Origin of the sequence: Neorickettsia helminthoeca str. Oregon, assembly GCF_000632985.1 — a bacterium.
GTDB classification, from domain to species: Bacteria; Pseudomonadota; Alphaproteobacteria; order Rickettsiales; family Anaplasmataceae; genus Neorickettsia; species Neorickettsia helminthoeca.
The window spans coordinates 794,493-812,335 of the sequence record NZ_CP007481.1 but is presented as its reverse complement, the minus strand read 5'-3'; the positions used below and the strand labels follow the sequence as shown (position 1 = coordinate 812,335).

Below are 17,843 nucleotides of genomic sequence, written 5' to 3'. Positions count from 1 at the left end.
TCATGGAAGATGCCCCAATCAACGTGGTCCGCTCACAGAGCATTCTGGGCTATTCTTCTTTCACGACATCCTTAGGGATTGCATAATCACCTGCTCTGAAGCGCTCCTTGAGCGAAGCAATTGCAAAAGAACCCAAACCTACAGACTGTAGGACTTCAGCGCCTATCTGCAGACCTGTTTCATATGTTTCTGGGACCAGTTTATGTGCGCCCAGCTTTTTAAGCGTCTTGATATCTGAGAAATCGGAAACGCGTGCCACGATAGTCGCATGAGGAAAATGCTCGTTGATGAACTTAATAGCCTTTTTATTTGTAACTTCGTTCTGCATGGATAGGACAACAGTCGAAGCACGATCGACAGCAATTGCCTCCAATGTGGCAAGCTTATTTATGTTACCCCTGAAGATAGGGAAACCTTCACGTTGAGCCTTATCTACTACTTTGGAATCGATATCAATGATGATGTAATTCACCTGTTCTTCAGATAGCATTCGGGCCACCATTTTTCCTACGCGGCCGAATCCTGCAATGATCACGTGATTGTCTATATCAGTCACACTGGCACGCATCAGCTGTATCAATTCGGCCTCCTCTATTTTCTTATCTGGAGCTTCTAGTTTATTTGCAATTATGCTCCCAATGCTCGAGAAAAGTGGCGTGAATGCCATGCTCATAGTAACCGCCGAGACTAATACATTAGCAAGGTGTGTGTCCAGGACTGTCATGCTTGTCTCTAACTTGAAGAGGATAAGTGCAAATTCACTACCCTGTGCTAAGAGCAAACCAGCATTTATAGCAGGACCTGTCTTGAATCCAAACAATTTTGCTAATGCTATTATAATCGATGCCTTAAGAAGCATTAAAGCTAGCGCTATACCGGTTATTAGATCTATGTTCTCGATGAGTATCCTAAGGTCAATTGACATACCCACGGTCATGAAGAACAATCCCAACAATAGACTCTTAAATGGAAATATTACTTGCTCCACTTCATGTCTATACTCTGTCTCAGCAAGCAGCAGTCCGGCCACGAAAGCACCCATAGCCATAGACAACTCCAACTTTTCTGTTATGTATGCTGCACCTAATACTATCAGCAATGTTGTTGCAATGAAGAGCTCACTACTCTTAGTAGAGGCGATCATTTTAAAGAAAGGTCTGAGTAGCAATCTGCCTACAATGAAAATTCCAAGCAAGACAATACCTGCCTTAATGAGGGACATGGTAATAGGTAGTAGAAGATTCTGTGGTGCGTTATTTCCTAGAAGTGCCACAAAAACGAGCAATGGCACTACCGTGAAGTCTTGCATCAAGAGTACTGCTATCGATAGCCTACCAACCTGATTCGATTTCATACCGGTCTCCTGTAGAACTTGGAGGACGATTGCTGTCGATGAGAGGGCAAAAGCACATCCTATTATGATGGATGCACTTGAATTAATTCCGAACATTCTGCAGATGAACACTATCACCGCTGCAGTGACTATGACTTGTAATGTTCCTAGCCCAAATACATGCCGTCGCATCGACATGATTCTATCCAGTGTCAGCTCCAGCCCAATCAGGAAAAGCAGAAAGACTATCCCGAATTCTGCGAAAACCTCCATAGCTGAAGAGAATTCAACTATCTTAAAACCATGCGTCCCAATAGCGGCTCCGGCGACAAAGTAGCCCAAGATTGGACTGATATTTAACTTCAGAAACAACGAGACTATCAGTATAGCAGTGGAAAGCAGAGCTATTACTTCGAATAAAGCGTTACCATCATTGATCATTTGAGGGGTGTACCGATATATCTAAAAAACTATTTCCACTTTATTGAGCACCCAATACTAGGCTTCTGTGGTGCTGATGATTTCCCTGTCTTTGCAATCTCGATCATCGCATTGAAAAGATCCCGTGTCCCAGTTTCCTTGTCCATGAACTGCCCCCTGTACTGTAATTCCAACTTATCATTGAAGCCAAAAAAATCAGGAGTGCAGACCGCATCATATTTTCTTGCGACTTCCTGGTTGACGTCCGGGACATATGGAAAAGAAAAATTATTCGAACGTGCGAACTCTATCATTTTCTCCGGTGAATCCTCTGGATAGGCGATAAAATCATTTGGCATTATCGCGATCACTCCTATACCATTGGCCTGCATTAGTTTAACGTCTTCTACTAAATTCGTTATTATTTCCTTTACGTAGGGGCAATGGTTGCAAATAAACATGACCAACGTACCTGAGGAACCAGCGATGCTGGATAACGAGTACACCGATCCGTTAAACGCGATGGAAAATTGTGGAGCTGCAGAACCTATCAAAGCCTGTGGAGTATTCATTCTCACCATACACGAAAACGATAGAAAAAAGAGCAATTCAATACTAGATCCTAATGTGATTAAACGCAATTCACAACTTTGAACAGAGGTGTTGCCTCCGAGAACTAAGCATGCAGTCAAGAAGCTATTTGTAGTATTATTCTAGATGTGTATTCCTAAGAACGGCACTTCTCACTTCTTACGATTCCAGGAAACTCTCACAGATGATTCAGGATAGTTCCGCTATCATGTGATTATTACAGAAATATTAAATACTTCATTGCAGTGGCACAAAGATGATTGTTAATCCTGCTATTAACCAGTATCCTGATAGATAGGATTGAATCCTTCTTCAGTGCGACGGTGTGCTACCCAATTTACTGCGTGTTAGGTAGGGTCACGCTGAATTTATGAGAAATTATTATGTCAGGGAAAAAGAAGAATAAATATGCCCAAAGAAGATGAAAAGCGTTTCATAGGGGAAGTGATCGAAGTCTTGCGCGGACCTGAATTCAGGGTGAGGCTTGAAAATGGAAAGGAAATACTAGCTCATTCCTGCGGCAAGATGCGCAGAAAGAAAATTAAAATCATTCTCAGTGATAAGGTCGTTGTAGCAATGTCGCTCCATTACGACACAAATAGGGGAATTATCGTCGAAAGGGAAGGTTTCCGTAGAAGACGTCCTGAGGATTCCAAGGAGGGACCGGCAAAATGGAAGCCACAGAAGTGATCTTTTCTGGATATCCTAATTTTTACATAAGTGTGCCTCTCTAGACATGGGTGCGTGATTCTCTGTTATGACTTCTGATTTTATCCTTGGCTCTTCTTCAAAGCACAGACTTCAGATACTGAGTGTTTTGGGACTTTTTCCCAAGAGTGTTGTTTCCCCTGAGATAGATGAATCTCCGAAGAAAAAGGAGATTCCATTGTCATACGTCAAGCGGATGGCCTTGGAAAAGGCGTTGAAACTCAGGGAAGCTTATCCACTCGAGAACATCATTACTGCGGATACAGTAGCTTCGTGTGGCAGGAGGATATTACCGAAAGCTCTTTCTGATAGCGATGTCAGATGCTGTCTTGAGATGCTTAGTGGTAGAAAACATAGACTCTATACTTCGATTTGTTTAGTGACGAGTTCAGGCGAGGTGCGACAGAGGGTTACTATGACAGTACTAAAATTCAAAAGACTCTCTGATGAGGAGGTGGATTTCTATCTAACCAGTAAGGAAGGAATAGGAAAGGCAGGAGGTTACTCGATACAGGGGATTGCTCAGAGTTTTGTGATATCGATGCAGGGATCCTATTTCAATGTCGTAGGTCTTCCTGCGTATGAAGTGGTCTCACTTCTGAAATCCGTGAATGTGCGTCAACAGGTTAAATCTCATCTTTCGTGAGTGACCGAAATGCTTAGTAAACGAAGAATTGCAAGACTTTTATCTGTGGAAGTATGTTACTCGAGCTATTTCTCTGATTTAGATCAAAATGTCCTGCTTAAGAAGGCATTGGATTTGCATGATGTGTCGTATATGAGGAAATATGATCCAACACTCCTCGATCCATTGCTTGAGTTATGTTTTTCCAATCTGGAATTAGATGCTCAGGTGATAGAAAGATTTCTTTCCGAGGACTGGAATATCAATAGAATAGATAATCTGAAACTATCTATTCTGAGGGTTGCTATCTCTGAGCTGAGGCTTACCGGTTTAGAGCAAAAGAATCTTGTGATAGACGAGTATGTAACTCTCTCTAGGTTATTCTTGCCGATGCAAGACTCGAATTTTATCAATGCGATACTCGACAAACTAGCTGGTGAGATAGAAAGGAGCCCTGGAGAGAAATAAGAACTCAATAACTTGATGAACTTATCTGCATTTACTTCCCAGGGGCACTTTCTTTTCCCTTTTTGTCCGGTGAAACTTTACTCAACGACTCTGGATCTGATGTATCCAAAGAAATCCTACTGCTAAGTTCCTTACCAGATCCTGCGCTGCCTGAACTGCTGGAAGGTTGACTTTCCAGCGTGTCGGAAGAAAGAAATTCTTCCTCCGTCAATACGTCATCCGAATCAACAAATAACGAAATCCTATCTAATGATTCACTGCTGAGTCTGGCTCTCCTATTACTCGAAATAGAAAGTAGCGAGGTCGTCTCTGAAGTTCCACGCTGGATTTCACCTCCCTCAGTAATTTCATTGTTAATTTTTGCGAGAAGAATATACAACTCTGGGTTGGTTGCCGGATCTACAGCTTGCTTGTCTAAGCTGATCTTACTGCTTGTTCTTGCAGCTCTTATAAATAGAGAGGAATTTATAGTACCTGCCGCGCCACCGAATTCGTCTGTTGCTACACCTTTCAACCCGAAACACCCAGGTTTACCTCCGGCACCTGATGCTAAAAACTGTATGTGTGCAGATTTTGCTATCAATGACTGTATTTCTGGTATAGTACAATCTGGGTTTTGCATTTTGATACCAAGTGAGTCAGCTAGCATTGATTCATACCCAGTGCGGTCTTTCCCACTTTTACAGGAGACAGCAAGACATCTGTCAGGTTGTGTTTTGTTCCAGAGAGTCGTAAGCATACCGGCTATTCTTGCATTTTTATTTCTTGGTTGTCTCCTGAAAGGTGCTGTGATTATTTCAATAAAGGAATTAAATCTACCACGCCAGCCGCTCTGTTTGAGGGATAATCTCCTGAGCTCTATCACTTCGAGTGCGAGCATTTTTTCCCTTGGATCCTCAAGTGAGTATGTTACTACTTTGGCCGCTCTTAGAGCATTACCCCTATCCAAGAAACTAGGGTCTTTAGTGAGGTATTTGACGAGATCCTGTAATCCTTCTTTTTCCTCGAGCAAGTGGTTTGATATGTAGCCACTGAAAACAGCTTTACATGATTTTTTGATAGTGTTTTTACTTATACACCTTAGTATGTTGGTCGGAATAATTATCAGATTCTCTTCCGGGACTGCTGCAGCTGTTGTATCTACTATGTGTGTATCGAAGATAGTGGAACTTAGTTTTGGGAAATGTCTCTCGAGAAAAGCTTGTCCTGGAACCCTTGAACATAGCGTCATTATATCGATGTTGCGATCAGGGACTCTAGTGCATAACTGCTTGTAATTCCTTTGTGCTACTTCCTCTCTGGTTTCCTTATCTTTCTGCGTGCCTGATAATGCCGCGCTATGTATATAGCTATTGAGCACTGTGATGGTGTCAAGACCAGCAGGATTCTTTCGGACCTCTTTTACTTCCTTGTAGTACGCATTGCGTAGACATGGTATTGATCTTAGAACAGTGGATACACTTCGTTCTCCACTGAGTATAGCGTCCTTGTGCCTTTGAAATAGTCCTTGCTCTATAGGGTGGAGTGCTCTGTACCAGTCTTCATTGCAATAGTTTTGCAGACTCTCTTTCTGAGGTTCTGTTAGCCCGGCTATTGGATAATCAGCTTGGATAATAATCCTGTCACCTGTAATTGGTGTTATGGTTTCTATTGCATAATGTTTCGCATCACCCAAAGACGTATATCCTTCTGCGATTCTTAGTAAGGATTGGATCTCATTTATAGAGTACCGTTGGGGTAATACATTTCTCAGTACACCGATCACTTCTCCATTGTGCCTTTTTAGATATCGCTCACAACTTTCTTCATGCTCTAGGGTGATGGCGGTTTGTATGCATCGGATCGCTGATTTATTGAGTTGTGTAATTACTACATCTGCTTTTGCGCTGGAAGTTTTGTATTCAGGAGGTAAGCTTTTTACGATGTCCACAGCAGCTCTATATAGATTCGCCACTTGCTGCGCGTAGTCATTCGGAGAAAAAGAAGGACGTGATGGGTCTACTAAAGTCCTCGTTATGATATTTCTATCATCATCTACGTTCCAGGTGATGCCTCTATTGTGGTCAGCACTTTTTCTTAAAAGAAGTAGCGCTCTGTCATAGTTAAACTCCTGAGGATTGAGAGTTTGTTGCTCTAAAAAAAGCTGCACTTCTTGCTTTATGTCAGGTGAAAGGTCAGGAGTCATAGAACGTGTACCGAATTGATTTAAGTTGACATCTCTCATTTATATGGTGATTGAAAAAATTCAATATTCCACTAACTCATGGTAGAGTTATAGATCCTTTGGCAAAGCCCATATAAATCCCTGCTTGACATACACGCGGAAATCGTGTCTAATATCGGGGTGTAAGGGGGCATAGCTCAGTTGGTAGAGCATCTGGTTTGCACTCAGAAGGTCGCAGGTTCGACCCCTGTTGCCTCCACGCCGCTTACTCTTTCCTTCAGCTACACAAGGATCGGTGTAGTAGGTCTGGTATATGTCTTCAGGTGAGGCGCTGTACGCCCAGCCTATCACCTAGTCTACCATATATCTTAGGTAATAGTCCATCGTATCTAGAACGTTACGAGGGCTACTGTTTATCTGTCTTTCTTTATGTGAAGCCCAGCTTCTAGGAGCGAGCAGAAAAGGGGATGCGGGTTGAAGACGCTAGATCTGAATTCAGGGTGAAATTGTACCCCAAGAAACCAAGGGTGTTCCCTGAGTTCTAGTACTTCAGGTATGTCCTTTCCCATGCTTGAGTAGCCCGAGAAAAACATACCTCGCTCTTCCAATTGCGTGAGATAACTCGGATTAACCTCATATCTATGTCTATGACGCTCTGAGATGGATTCAGCATCTTTATATATTGAGCGAGCCTTTGAGCCCTCCATTAACATGCAAGTATATTTTCCCAGACGCATTGTGCCGCCGATTTGTGATGACCGTTCTCGCTTCTCCACAGATCCTTCCAAGGTTTTCCACTCGTGCATAAAACAAATAACAGGATCTTTGCATTCTGGGCTGAATTCCACCGAACTGGCATCCTTTAAACCTAGGACGTTCCTTGCAAATTCAATTACGGCAATTTGGAAACCCAGACAAATACCAAGGAAGGGGATATTGTTGATTCTTGCGTAATTTGCAGCAGCTAACTTTCCCTCTATTCCTTCTAGCCCGAAACCACCCGGGATCAAGATTGCATCGAAACCTGAAAGGATGGAAAGATTCTCTGTACGGGCGCACAATATCTGTACAGACACATCTACGCCGAGTGCATAACCGGCATCTTTCAAAGCTGCATTTATTGAAATGTATGCGTCACACAGATCCGAATATTTTCCTATAATAGCTACGGACAACTTCTTTTTCGTGTGAGTGAGTGTCTGAACTTTTTCTGTGATCTCTAACCAGTTTGTCACATCGGCTTCCAGGTTATGATATCCGAGTAACTTACTGATTTTTTTATCCAGTTCCTGATTTTTATATATCACAGGGATTTGGTATACATTACTCACATCCTGCGCCTCTATAACGTTACCTTCTTTGACGTTGCAAAAAAGAGCGATTTTCCTTTTATCTGAAGGAGACATGCAGATTCCTTGAGTTCTGCATATGATGAAATCAGGTTGTATACCTAAGGCATTCAGTGTTTTCACGGAATGCTGCGTAGGTTTAGTCTTAAGTTCCCCCGAAGAGTGCAAATAGGGTGCGAGGGTGAGATGTATGTATACAACATTCTCCTTTCCGATTTCGTATGCAACCTGCCTTATAGCTTCGAAGAAAGGTTGTCCCTCGATATCACCTACAGTACCACCAATCTCACACAATATGACATCGTATTCATTCGCTCTGTAGTATATGAAATCCTTGATCAAATTCGTCACGTGCGGAATGACCTGGACGGTAGCGCCAAGGTAATCACCCCTCCGTTCACGTTCGATAAGATTCATGTATATCCTACCGGCGGTGACGCTATCATATCGAGTGCAATTTATGCCAGTGAACCGTTCATAGTGACCCAGATCTAAATCTGACTCCGCACCATCGTCGGTAACGAAAACCTCACCATGCTGAAGCGGACTCATAGTCCCAGGATCGACATTTAGATAAGGATCCATCTTCCTGATGCAGACCTTCAAGTTCATGGACTGCATCAACGAAGCGATAGAAGCGGTGGTTAAGCCCTTCCCGACAGAGGATGAGACTCCACCCGTGACGAAGATAAACGAGCACGAATTCTCAACCGGAGGCACTGTTACCATCCTTGGATTGCTCTAGTCGAGCCTCTAGGGTCCTCTTGAACGCCCCTTCTTCTACTTCATTCGCGATCGTACTGACATTTGAGGAGAAGTTCAATCTCCCTAAAAGGACGGTGTTCAGGAAAAACACAAACAAGAGAACCCAGGTGATCTTAGCAGCTAAGCCCGACACACCGCCTACCGTGGACATACCACCATGCTTTGAAGCAAAAGCACCCGTCACGCTAGAACCAGAGTTTTGGAACAGAACCAGCAACACAAGCAGGACAGCAACGACAAACTGCAATACAATCAGAAACAGCATCTAGACATGTGCAACAAACTCTAACAATGCAACGCCAACATCTCCGATAAAGAACTCATAAAGCCGATTACGCATTCATAGGTAGCATTAGACCAGCCTCAAAGTTGTGCACCATATGAGAAAGTTGCGGAGCAAGCTCAGTACTATTAGCAAGAGCTACTTTTGAATAACCTTTGTCATTCATATATGTGAACTTATATCCAGCATAAGGGACCACAGCAGCGAGCCCAGTGATGCTTACACCACCTTTCAATTGGGATGACATATGATACGCAGTAGACAATGCATCATCATCAAGCTTTAGGGATACTCTGCTTAGACCGAAACCTACTCCAAAGTACGGGCTGATATAATCAGTTAGAGCCACATCGTAGTTTACTGAAAGCATGCCACCCATAAAACAAGCGCCACCATACTTTATAGCAGGTGCATCGGGCTGCTTAGTTTCAGGTATTTTAGAACCTTTTTTAGAATCAACATTATACATGCTGCCTTCCAGTTCGACTCTCATGCCACCGAAGTAATATCCGAGAGCAGCACTACCGCCAATGAAACTACTTTCATACTCTGGCTTGAATTTACTAGTATCACCCGATACGCGGGCCTTAGTCCACTCCACCGGCTGCATTTTGGTAGCGTTATACCCAACTTTGGCATAGAAAATATCTGCATCCTCTAGGGCATCTTGCGCATCTGAGGTAGATGCAAGGCAAAGAACACCTGCAAGAGCCACGCTTATTAGGAACTTTTTATTTATCATTTAGATCACCTCTTTGAAGTTTTATACGAAGAGTCTATACCATGTCATTTAAGAAGTCTATCGTTGTGAGGGTATCTAAGCGCAACTTTTTGAGCGCCAAAGCCTTGAACAGCAACGTACTGACCATCAATTCTTTAAAAAGAAGATAAATCCTCCAAGGATTTATCTTCTAAGGTTGTCTGACGATTGGGGATGCAAACAGGATCAGGCGTCAAGTGAAAAAGTAACCCCAAACTCAATGTTATGTAGCAAGTGTTTTGCCACAGGCGCAAACTCAAGTCCTGGGATACCATCTTTCTTGTCGCAAGGGCCCTTTTTATCCTTGCTCATTTTGTGGCTAGTTAGACCTGTCACGCGACTATTAGCTTCTTTTTCAGCGAAGTAGAGCGCTGAGTAGCCAAGATATGGTACCATGCCCATACTTCCTAGATCGCCGACATCAAAGGTTACACCGACCTTACCCTGCGCAACAAATGGAGTGCTAACAAGGTTTTGAGTACTTGTCAAGTTGTAAGTAACACGGCTTATTCCGACACCACCGCCTACATACAATTTCATTACATCTCCAGTTGGAATATCCTGATAGATATTAAACAGGGTAGCCGCATAAGAGAACTTACTAAAGTTCATTGGGCCAACCGCCACATTCTTCACGCCTTTGAGGTACTTACATCCTGATCCCTCATGGTCCTGTCCATTTACTTTACCATCTTTGGTTACCTCAGCTGGTACAGCAGCAAGACCATAAAACTGTGATTCAGCGCTGTCACTTAGTTTACCTTCGCCGTTTATTATCCCTTCAAACTCAAACCTTGCGTTTTGGGTGCGGTATCCAAGTGCAAAACCACCACCTACCATGTTAAGTGCATGTGTAGGCCTGTAGTCTCCAAAAACGCCACCATCGTGGTATAATAATGGGCCATGCTGTGAATCTTTAATCAGGCTAGCAACATCTTCACTAACTGCATGGTGGTAATGGCGCCCAGTGTCCATAAAATTAGTTTCGCCGCTAACCTTGCTTAGCTGGAAAATTCTACCATAAACACCTGCATTCGCCGCTTCTTCTACTTTGGCAGCACTGTTGCCACTCAGCGGCATCGCAAACAAACAGGAGAGGAGTAATGCCTTTCTCAAAAAACTACTATTAATCATTCTGTAAAACCCCCAACGGCTCAGATAAAAATTAACTTGATGTCGTTGTGGAAACTTCTCGCTCTAGTTCGATCACGATCAACCATAACCACAAGACACAAAAGGAACCTACATTAGGAAAGTAAGTTCCCTGATAATGACCTGTGGCAGATCAACCGCGATACAACCCAGAGGGCGTTATTCTTTTCCACAAGTGAATAGGATATACACGATTTAAAGAAAGTAAAGAGTAATATTCATCTTTTTTATGAAAATCTTTCGATATTTTTGGCATTATTTACTCTTCAGTAAGGATTTTACCTATTCCGAATGGTAAAATTAGTGAGTTCCACAGAAAAAAGTTGCAATGTGACCACGGATATATGCGAAAAAATCCCATCACAGTAACGGATCACGGGATTTCGTTGTAAAGTAACGGATTTTATGTACTATTTCGGTCTCAAACCGGATGATCTTCTTATATTCCAAGCTGGATCTTGATTCCAATCTCAGCATTATGCGAGGTGTGACTAATATCACTGATTGCAGTGACAACTTCCTTGATCCTACCAGCTATTCCTGCATCAGGATTTGCATTCTGCGTCGGAATGAGTGTAGGGACAACGGAAAGTGTATCGACTCCCGTACTAGAGACCATCAGCATCCGATAACCAATATACGGCTTCAATGAGACAAAGAAATAGGATCCTAGATCAAGCGCTAAGCCAGCTTTTATCTGCGTCGCCAGAGGAAATCCGTATCTCCTATCCGAATCCTTATTCTCAATAGCGAATGTGACAGTCCCGGTGCCGATACCTAATCCAACGTAGGGATTCAATAACGCCGCTCCTGAGAATTCCAGATTCGCGTTAACAAAGCCAAGAAAATAGGAAAATTCCTGATCACCAACTTTTTCTGGCAATTTGAGTTTGAGGGTACCGTTTTTACTTGTTTTCGCAGATTCAAGATATCCATAGAGACCTTCAACGTCCAATGAGAATCCTAAAATTGAAAACCCAGCTGCCACATTGAAGTTCTTCAGATCCTCGTGAAGCAGATGATCCTTGCTCACACTTCTAAATTTCTGAGCTGCTTGATTTGCATAAGTGGCAGCATTATCAACACCCGCCTTGCCAGACATCAAAGCGCCATATCCACCACTGATGTAAAACCCGGTGTTCGCGTTTATTCCGAAAAGCGCCTCAGCAGGACTCAAAAAGAGTAGCAGAGACAGCAAAATAGCGATACGACATCCGAGCATAAGAAGTGAGTAATGCTAAATCAAAGTAAGTTTCCAAATTGAGAGAGAAGTGTACTATATAATCCCAAATTGAGCAAGTGGTATACCATATAAATTCGTTGAGATGCAGGCTCTCTGGTAAACTTTATGAATCTCAGAGTACTAAATTGTGTAGGTAAACAGTTGCGTTGTGTTTAGTTACTTCGTTAATTATTCTTGGTGAGCCATGAAATAACATCCTTTATCTGGTTGTCCCCAAAAAGGGAAGGAGCATGCCCTATTCCTGGATATTCTATATACGAGGCGTTTGGTCGTAATTGCACCATTTGTATCAACGTTTCCTTTGATAGCATACGCGAGAGCTCGCCTCTCAACACAAGTATCGGGATGCTATTATCAATACTTTCCCAGACCTTCCAAAGATCTCTGGAGCCAGTGATCTTCTCCTTATGGCCTCTGAAGATCTCGGGATCAAAATTCAATACGTATTTTCCATTTTCCTTTCTTCTCATGGATGAATTGATCATATGTTGCCAGTGTTCTTCCTCCGACAGGTTCAGTGGTTTGAAGAGCACTCTTAGAAATTTTTCAGCTTCCGCTAGGTGCTCGAATTCGGGATACATACATAGGTACTTACTGAGCGTAAGCATTGCTGATTTATCGGTGTAGGGGCCTATATCATTTATAATTAATGTTCCAATATATCCTGGCATATCAGCGGCTACCATCATGGAGATTATTCCTCCCATTGAGGTCCCAACAAGCGAGAAACGTGAAAGATTGAGTCTTTCTATAAATTCCAGCATGATTACTTTGTAGGTTTGGTATGTATACAACTCTCTGTCCATATAGCTACTTTCACCTCTCCCTAACATGTCCAACGCGATGACCCTGAAACCATTCTTGACCAATCCTGCTGCTAGGTAGTCAAAGTCGTGCTTGTTCCTGTTAACGCCATGGATGCAGATAATGGGACTGAGCTTAGAGTTGCGATTCCAGTCCAGGTATACAATATCTCCAAGGCTGGTTTTTAGACTCCTTTTTTCTACTACGCTGCTCGTCATTCGATTTTGTGCCCCAGATGTGTCCAGATCGAAAAATAATTCATCTAATTTACACTTGCAACAGTTGTGGTGGGTCAACTTTGCTTCGGTGACCTGAGCATAGTAGTGCCTTTGCAAACGAGAGTCACATGTACGAAAGAGTCATATTCTTAGGACTTCCTAGGGCCATTGGATTCTGTATCTTTGCGTCGATCAATGGCGCTGGACTTGCTGGAGCAGTCTCTGACGCACTTTCTCTGGAATGTAGGAGGATTGAGAGCGCGACTAAACTCAAGACACTAACTATCGAAATTACAAGGATAATTATGAGGTATTTATGAATCTCATTTGTCGTGTTTTCAATAATTACCTCGTTCTTAAAGGTTTCTTTGAGTATTTTCTTCGCTACTTCAGCTAGAGGATTCCTATCAAATCCAGATGCATCGAAAGCAAGACAGAGAATGTTTCCAAGGTTTCTCTCACGCACAATTAAGAACGGAGTAAACAGAGAGAGCGATAAAAGTGTTACTCCGATGGAAAAACCCAACATAAAGCCTGCAAGGTGTGCAGTCTTCCTTTTTTTGCGAGGTGTATGGCATTCCTTACATTGGATTTTCCTTGTGTAGCACACATGTGCCACCATGCCACATGCAGACGAAATTACCATTGCCACCAATGCGATTGCCATAATTAGTGCACACCACTTTATCAACTTGTCGTGGGAAATCCGGATGCTTTCGATTAGAAGATTCCTGTTCCCATAGAGGAGCAGGGCTGCGGGATTCGAAGGCTGGGATCTGTAAAGATCCTCTAGATACTTAAGTACGAACTTTGAAAGTTTATCAACGTTAGAAAATTCTTTCATCAGCGTAAGTGCGACAGTGAGTGTCAACACCAGGCACAAGAACATCCCCGACGACATAAGGGAAGCTGAAGCAAGAACTCTATAGAGTCGAACTTTATCAGACTGCATAGATCAAAAAAACCTGTACCCCAATCTGAGATGACAATGATGGAAAGTGGAAGTACATGTAGCACTATACTTGTATAGTCTCCTATAGCAGAGAAAACTGCAAATCTTTTCTCTGTAAACGGACGTTGGCAGACCAATACCATGAAAAAATTGTGGCACATTGAAACAATAACTGCAACTTTTTAATATTTTTGATAAAAATCTTTCCTATCTCGACAAGCGAACGAGAAAATGATAGGGTTTAAAGTAGCTCGGAGCAGCTTTTGGGGGTCCTGCTCCTCCTGCGAAGCTGCGTGTGACACAAAACTATGATCTTTCCGACATTTACGATTAATGCATTATAATGCATTAATCGGTAGACTAGAAGGCTATCTGGACAAAATATCTGCTAAGTAATTTTTATGGTATACAAGAATTTGGTTTTCAAAGGTGGTGGAGCGAAGATTTTCTATAGTGTCGGGGCCCTAGAGGAGATAGCTGAACGTGGCATCCTTAATGATGTAGAGCGTACAGCCGGTGTCTCTGCTGGAGCTGTGCTTGCTTTGCTTGTAGCCATGGATATGGATATCAATGAAATAAAGGAATTCTTCCTCAATTTCTCACTGACCGAAGAGTTGGATAGGTTCGATGATATCGCGGAGACTGAAAGGTTTTTCAATCATTATGGAAGATATACAGGTGAGAATCTCCTGTCTCAGCTGAAGGCTTTATTGGAAGCAAAGTATGGAAATCCGGATATTACTTTTCAGGAAATGCATGACCTTGGTTGCAAGGATGTATACATATTTGTTACGGATGTCATAAGTCAACAGTTAGTCCAATTCTCCTGGTTGGATACCCCAAATTACTCTGTTGCTTCTGTAGTTAGAGCTTCTTCATCTTATCCGTTTTACTTCGTACCTGTGGATGGTCCCAATGGTGAGCTGTTCGTCGATGGAGGTTTGCTAGATAACTATCCACTTTGGATTTTCGATAAGCCTGAGTTTCTTCCCCGTCCGGATCTCAAGTACAATCCCGAAACTCTTGGTATCTACCTAGGTAAGTGTGGTGAAAGTTCGACTATGTGGTCTCACAATGATATCAAGTTTATGCTTAAGTTGTTTGATGGCATGAATCCTGGTGTCATTTCTGAGAAAGTCAATGATTTGGATTACTCCCAACTTTTTTATAAGCCTGATGCACAGCTGGACTTTTTAGGTTATATGATCCAGGTGATCAATGCCGGTAAGGAGGCTCCACCTAAGTACCACCATCCCAATTTTGAGGGTGAGATCTCGATTAGTACAGATTTCGTAAATTCTACTGGTAGGCAGCAATCCACATTCGACCTGGATGTGGATTGGAATGTCCGCATGGAGCTTATGGGGCACGGACGGAATGAAGCTAAAAAATTCTTCGAGGCTGAATGTTCTACTGGAAAAGTGGAATACTGTTACCAATTGGATTATACAATGTTCGATCAGGATAATGCCGTGTCTTACCAAACAGATGGTTTAATAACGGTCGCAGCTTAATTACGCTGGGACTGCTAAGTAGCTCACTGACTTTGTAAGTTGCACATTTTTGAGTTTACACTACAGAAGTGTCGCCTTGATATGTTATCCAGGTAATACTTCTGTAATTCAGTGTAAATGACGTGGGGACATTTTCTTTCATTTTTGAGCTTCTTTGGTGTAGGAGCACACTGAAGCTGCGAGTTGCATTTATTCTTGCGTTTTTCTTTCTGTGTTTATCCAAGGTTGCTAGTGGTCTAGTGCCATTTTTTTATAAATTTCTCTTCGAAGCTGCTAGCAAAATAGATGGGATTAATACTGTCGGACCAGTAGTACTGCTTATCCTAGGATATACGGGTGTGAGATTCCTATCTCAGATACTGAACGAAATTAAAGAAGTATTTTTCGTGCTTGTTGAACAGAATTCTGTCAGAGCGCTTGCTTTGGAAGCTTTCTCGCACTTGCAAAGCATGGGGCTAAAGTTCCATGTGAGCAAGAAGATAGGGGAGATCTCAAAAATCACCGAACGCGGTACCAAGGCAATCGAAACATTTCTCAGATTTTTGACGTTCAGTATACTGCCGACCTTTCTTGAGATGATCTTTGTATGCGCATTGGTGCTCATTTTTTATCCGTATTACTATTGTGTATCACTTACTGTTACCTTGTTGTGTTATTGTATCTACACCGTCGTGATTACCCAGTGGCGCACCGGGTACGTAAAGAAAATGAAAGTAGCTGATAACCAATCTAGTCATAGAGCTATGGACAGTCTAGTGAATTACGAAACGGTAAAGTACTTCAATAATCAGTGCTATGAAGTTTCTTGTTACTCAGCTCTGCTGAAGGACTATTCAGATCTTGCAATAAGGAACAAGCGGTACTTATCAATCCTCAATATAGGACAGGGGCTCATCATTGCCTTGGGTCTAGTTGTAATTAATCTTGCGGTTGTTTTTGATATTTTATCGGGTGCTGCAAGTCTTGGTGATTTCGCGCTTGTGAATGCATATCTGTTACAGTTGTACGTTCCGTTAGGGAATCTGGGTTTCTCATATAGGGAACTGAAACTTGCATATATCGATATAGACCTCCTCCGGATGCTGCTCTCGGAGAAAAGTGATGATGTAGATTCAGGGAACACTGATTTTGTTTTTGATAGCGGTACCGTCGAATTCAAGAATGTTAGCTTTCAGTACTCGGATGGCGCACCGATATTGAAGGATCTGTCGTTCAGAATAGAGAAGGGTAAGACCTTGGCCATAGTCGGTAAAAGCGGTTCGGGGAAATCGACTATTTCGAAATTATTGTTTGGGTTGTACACTCCATCAAAAGGAAGAATTCTTATTGATGATCAAGATATTCAATATTTGAGGAAGGAGACATTTCAGAAATATATAGGCGTTGTTCCACAAGATATAACGCTTTTCAATGATACTATCTTCAATAATATTGCCTATGCAAATCCCGGAAATGCTACGTTGGATGATGTAATCAAAGTTGCCAAGCTTGCTAGCATTCATGATCTTGTTATGAGTACGGAGGATCAATATCAAACCATCGTTGGAGAAAGAGGTCTGAAGCTCTCGGGTGGTGAAAAACAAAGAGTCGCCATTGCCAGAATGCTACTCAAGGAAAATGCAAAGATCCTTATATTCGATGAAGCAAGCTCCTCACTTGATGGGAAAACTGAAGCCGTCATTAAAGAGAGTATCGAAAAGATTGGTAGAAATTGTACATCTCTGATAATAGCCCATAGACTATCAACTGTTGTCTACGCGGATGAGATTATTATCCTATCCGAGGGGAAAATTGTCGAAAGAGGAAAACACTCCACTTTACTTGCAAGGAAGGGTATTTACTATAGGATGTGGCAGCATCAGGATGAACAGACACAAACCTCTGTTTAGAGATTTATTAAATCCTACTCATTGCTTCAAAACGTATTACAGATTAGTACTTTTTCTATACGATCTGATAGTGTGTAATAGCTGAGTTATCCATCTTCACTGTGAAGATATCCGATAATTCAGATACCATAAACGTCAGTGACCGTCCCCGTATGAGGATTTTCTAAGTTTGGTAAGTTTTAGGAAATTTGAAGTATGATAGTATCGTTCGGAAATCTTTAAGGATTGAGTAATAATGTGTAATTCTAGTTGCTATATGGAAGTCGTACAATTTTCCCATATCATCTACTAGTTAGGAGTAATTTATCATGGCTGTTGGTAGCTTGGGTCTTGACCCATTATTTAAAGGTCTGACGCGTCCAGCGATGTTTCTGGGTGTGAGCTTCACTTTTAGCGCGATGAATCTAATTATCTCGCTGCTGGGTTATATCCTTACCAAGAACCTTTTCATTCTGATTTTTTTCATGCCGGTGATACATGGTATAGGATATGCTATCTGCTTCAATGAACCTCTGTTTCTAGAGTTGTTCCTAGTTAGGAATCAGAAATGTATGAAGTGTAAAAATCGTGCATATCATAATGGGAATTCTTACGATGTGTTCTAG

General features: G+C 42.2%; 16 protein-coding genes and 1 tRNA gene. 7 read left to right on the top strand and 10 right to left on the bottom strand.

What is annotated here, in order from left to right:
* Nucleotides 1-49: 49 nt before the first annotated feature.
* Together NHE_RS03770 and NHE_RS03765 are read right to left on the bottom strand one after the other, a co-directional pair.
* Nucleotides 50-1,774: a monovalent cation:proton antiporter-2 (CPA2) family protein gene (locus tag NHE_RS03770; RefSeq protein WP_038560124.1), complete on the bottom strand. Its 1,725-nt coding sequence runs from the start codon at nt 1,772-1,774 to the stop codon at nt 50-52.
* 29 nt (nt 1,775-1,803) lie between these two features.
* Complete coding sequence (locus NHE_RS03765) at nt 1,804-2,334, bottom strand: thioredoxin family protein (protein WP_038560122.1); 531 nt, start codon at nt 2,332-2,334, stop codon at nt 1,804-1,806.
* 418 nt (nt 2,335-2,752) lie between these two features.
* Here NHE_RS03765 and infA point away from each other — a divergent pair, with 418 nt between their 5' ends.
* From infA to NHE_RS03750, 3 genes are all read left to right on the top strand, one after another.
* Nucleotides 2,753-3,034 (top strand): translation initiation factor IF-1, encoded by a 282-nt coding sequence (gene infA, locus NHE_RS03760; RefSeq protein WP_038560119.1) that lies wholly within the window; start codon nt 2,753-2,755, stop codon nt 3,032-3,034.
* 67 nt (nt 3,035-3,101) lie between these two features.
* Nucleotides 3,102-3,698 (top strand): Maf family protein, encoded by a 597-nt coding sequence (locus tag NHE_RS03755; RefSeq protein ID WP_038560116.1) that lies wholly within the window; start codon nt 3,102-3,104, stop codon nt 3,696-3,698.
* A 9-nt stretch (nt 3,699-3,707) separates the two neighbouring features.
* Nucleotides 3,708-4,145, top strand: a complete 438-nt coding sequence (locus NHE_RS03750) for a transcription antitermination factor NusB (protein ID WP_038560754.1) — start codon at nt 3,708-3,710, stop codon at nt 4,143-4,145.
* Between the two features lie 31 nt (nt 4,146-4,176).
* Here NHE_RS03750 and NHE_RS03745 read toward each other — a convergent pair whose 3' ends face one another.
* Nucleotides 4,177-6,369, bottom strand: a complete 2,193-nt coding sequence (locus tag NHE_RS03745) for a hypothetical protein (RefSeq protein ID WP_051579673.1) — start codon at nt 6,367-6,369, stop codon at nt 4,177-4,179.
* Nucleotides 6,370-6,495: 126 nt separating this feature from the next.
* Between NHE_RS03745 and NHE_RS03740 the strand changes: the two genes are divergently transcribed.
* Nucleotides 6,496-6,568, top strand: a tRNA-Ala gene (locus NHE_RS03740).
* 154 nt (nt 6,569-6,722) lie between these two features.
* On the opposite strand, the gene NHE_RS03735 is transcribed toward NHE_RS03740, so the two are convergent.
* The 7 genes from NHE_RS03735 to NHE_RS03705 all read right to left on the bottom strand — a co-directional run bounded on the left by NHE_RS03735 (nt 6,723) and on the right by NHE_RS03705 (nt 13,835).
* Nucleotides 6,723-8,387, bottom strand: a complete 1,665-nt coding sequence (locus NHE_RS03735) for a CTP synthase (RefSeq protein WP_038560114.1) — start codon at nt 8,385-8,387, stop codon at nt 6,723-6,725.
* Nucleotides 8,365-8,688 carry a preprotein translocase subunit SecG gene (gene secG / locus NHE_RS03730; protein ID WP_038560112.1) on the bottom strand — a complete coding sequence of 108 codons (324 nt, stop codon included), beginning with the start codon at nt 8,686-8,688 and terminating at the stop codon, nt 8,365-8,367. Before secG ends, NHE_RS03735 begins: the two co-directional genes overlap by 23 nt.
* 67 nt (nt 8,689-8,755) lie before the next feature.
* Nucleotides 8,756-9,448: a P44/Msp2 family outer membrane protein gene (locus NHE_RS03725; RefSeq protein WP_038560109.1), complete on the bottom strand. Its 693-nt coding sequence runs from the start codon at nt 9,446-9,448 to the stop codon at nt 8,756-8,758.
* 204 nt (nt 9,449-9,652) lie between these two features.
* Nucleotides 9,653-10,600, bottom strand: a complete 948-nt coding sequence (locus NHE_RS03720) for a hypothetical protein (RefSeq protein ID WP_038560106.1) — start codon at nt 10,598-10,600, stop codon at nt 9,653-9,655.
* A 457-nt stretch (nt 10,601-11,057) separates the two neighbouring features.
* On the bottom strand, nt 11,058-11,840 hold the full coding sequence (locus NHE_RS03715; RefSeq protein ID WP_038560103.1) for a hypothetical protein: 783 nt from the start codon (nt 11,838-11,840) through the stop codon (nt 11,058-11,060).
* Nucleotides 11,841-12,025: 185 nt separating this feature from the next.
* Nucleotides 12,026-12,883 carry an alpha/beta fold hydrolase gene (locus NHE_RS03710; protein ID WP_038560100.1) on the bottom strand — a complete coding sequence of 286 codons (858 nt, stop codon included), beginning with the start codon at nt 12,881-12,883 and terminating at the stop codon, nt 12,026-12,028.
* Between the two features lie 124 nt (nt 12,884-13,007).
* Nucleotides 13,008-13,835: a hypothetical protein gene (locus NHE_RS03705; RefSeq protein WP_038560098.1), complete on the bottom strand. Its 828-nt coding sequence runs from the start codon at nt 13,833-13,835 to the stop codon at nt 13,008-13,010.
* A 401-nt stretch (nt 13,836-14,236) separates the two neighbouring features.
* Here NHE_RS03705 and NHE_RS03700 point away from each other — a divergent pair, with 401 nt between their 5' ends.
* The 3 genes from NHE_RS03700 (at nt 14,237) to NHE_RS03690 (ending at nt 17,843) form a co-directional block, all read left to right on the top strand.
* A complete protein-coding gene (locus NHE_RS03700) occupies nt 14,237-15,349 on the top strand; it encodes a patatin-like phospholipase family protein (protein ID WP_084473317.1) in 1,113 nt (370 codons plus the stop codon).
* Between the two features lie 122 nt (nt 15,350-15,471).
* Nucleotides 15,472-17,238: an ABCB family ABC transporter ATP-binding protein/permease gene (locus tag NHE_RS03695; protein ID WP_038560095.1), complete on the top strand. Its 1,767-nt coding sequence runs from the start codon at nt 15,472-15,474 to the stop codon at nt 17,236-17,238.
* 308 nt (nt 17,239-17,546) lie between these two features.
* Nucleotides 17,547-17,843, top strand: a complete 297-nt coding sequence (locus NHE_RS03690; protein WP_038560093.1) for a type IV secretion system protein VirB3 — start codon at nt 17,547-17,549, stop codon at nt 17,841-17,843.